Origin of the sequence: Curvivirga aplysinae, assembly GCF_009711445.1 — a bacterium.
Lineage (GTDB): Bacteria > Pseudomonadota > Alphaproteobacteria > UBA8366 > Aestuariispiraceae > Curvivirga > Curvivirga aplysinae.
Genome location: NZ_SMMC01000016.1, coordinates 1 through 1,191 on the forward strand (window position 1 = coordinate 1; position 1,191 = coordinate 1,191).

General features: G+C 46.5%; 1 protein-coding gene. It reads right to left on the reverse strand.

Going from position 1 to position 1,191, the window contains the following annotated elements; all coding sequences use genetic code 11:
- On the reverse strand, positions 1 to 1,190 hold a 1,190-nt coding region (tuf, locus tag E1160_RS00070; RefSeq protein WP_155152954.1), incomplete at its 3' end, for an elongation factor Tu.
- Position 1,191 lies beyond the last annotated feature (1 nt).

A 1,191-nucleotide genomic window follows, 5' to 3' on the forward strand; every position in this document is an offset into this window, starting at 1 on the left:
TACTCAGTTACTGCAGCAACTACGCCGGCACCAACTGTGCGTCCACCTTCGCGGATCGCGAAGCGAAGACCGTCGTTCATCGCGATAGGTGCGATCAACTCAACATCCATTGTGATGTTATCACCTGGCATTACCATCTCTGTACCTTCTGGCAATACTACAGAACCTGTTACGTCTGTTGTACGGAAGTAGAATTGTGGACGGTAGTTAGAGAAGAATGGTGTGTGACGACCACCTTCATCTTTTGTCAGAATGTAGCACTCACATTTGAACTTTGTATGTGGCTTGATAGAACCTGGAGCACATAGTACTTGACCACGCTCAACGTCTTCACGACCAACACCACGCAACAATGCACCAATGTTGTCACCAGCTTCACCGCTATCAAGCAGCTTGCGGAACATTTCAACACCTGTACATGTTGTTTTTGTTGTTTCTTTAAGACCTACGATTTCGATCTCTTCACCAACTTTAACAACACCAGATTCCACACGACCTGTTACTACTGTACCACGGCCAGAGATAGAGAATACGTCCTCAATCGGCATCAAGAATGGCAAGTCAACAGCACGTTCTGGCTGTGGAATATATTCGTCAACAGCAGCCATCAGCTCAAGAATTTTCTCTTTACCGATATTGTCGTCGCGACCTTCCAATGCTGCCAAAGCAGAACCAGCGATGATTGGTAAATCGTCACCTGGGAAGTCATAAGAAGACAACAATTCACGAACTTCCATCTCAACCAATTCCAACAACTCTTCGTCGTCAACTTGGTCAACTTTGTTCAAGAATACTACAAGCGCAGGTACACCAACCTGACGTGCCAACAAGATGTGCTCACGTGTTTGTGGCATTGGACCATCAGCTGCGTTCACAACCAAGATCGCGCCATCCATTTGAGCCGCACCAGTGATCATGTTTTTAACATAGTCAGCGTGACCTGGGCAGTCTACGTGTGCATAGTGACGTGTTTCAGTCTCATACTCAACGTGCGCTGTGTTAATTGTAATACCGCGCTCACGCTCTTCAGGCGCTTTGTCGATGTCACCGAAGTCAGTTGCGTCTGCACCGTTTACTTCAGCCAATACTTTGGAAATCGCCGCAGTAAGAGTTGTCTTACCGTGGTCAACGTGACCAACTGTACCAATGTTACAGTGTGGTTTATTACGTTCAAACTTTTCTTTAGCCATT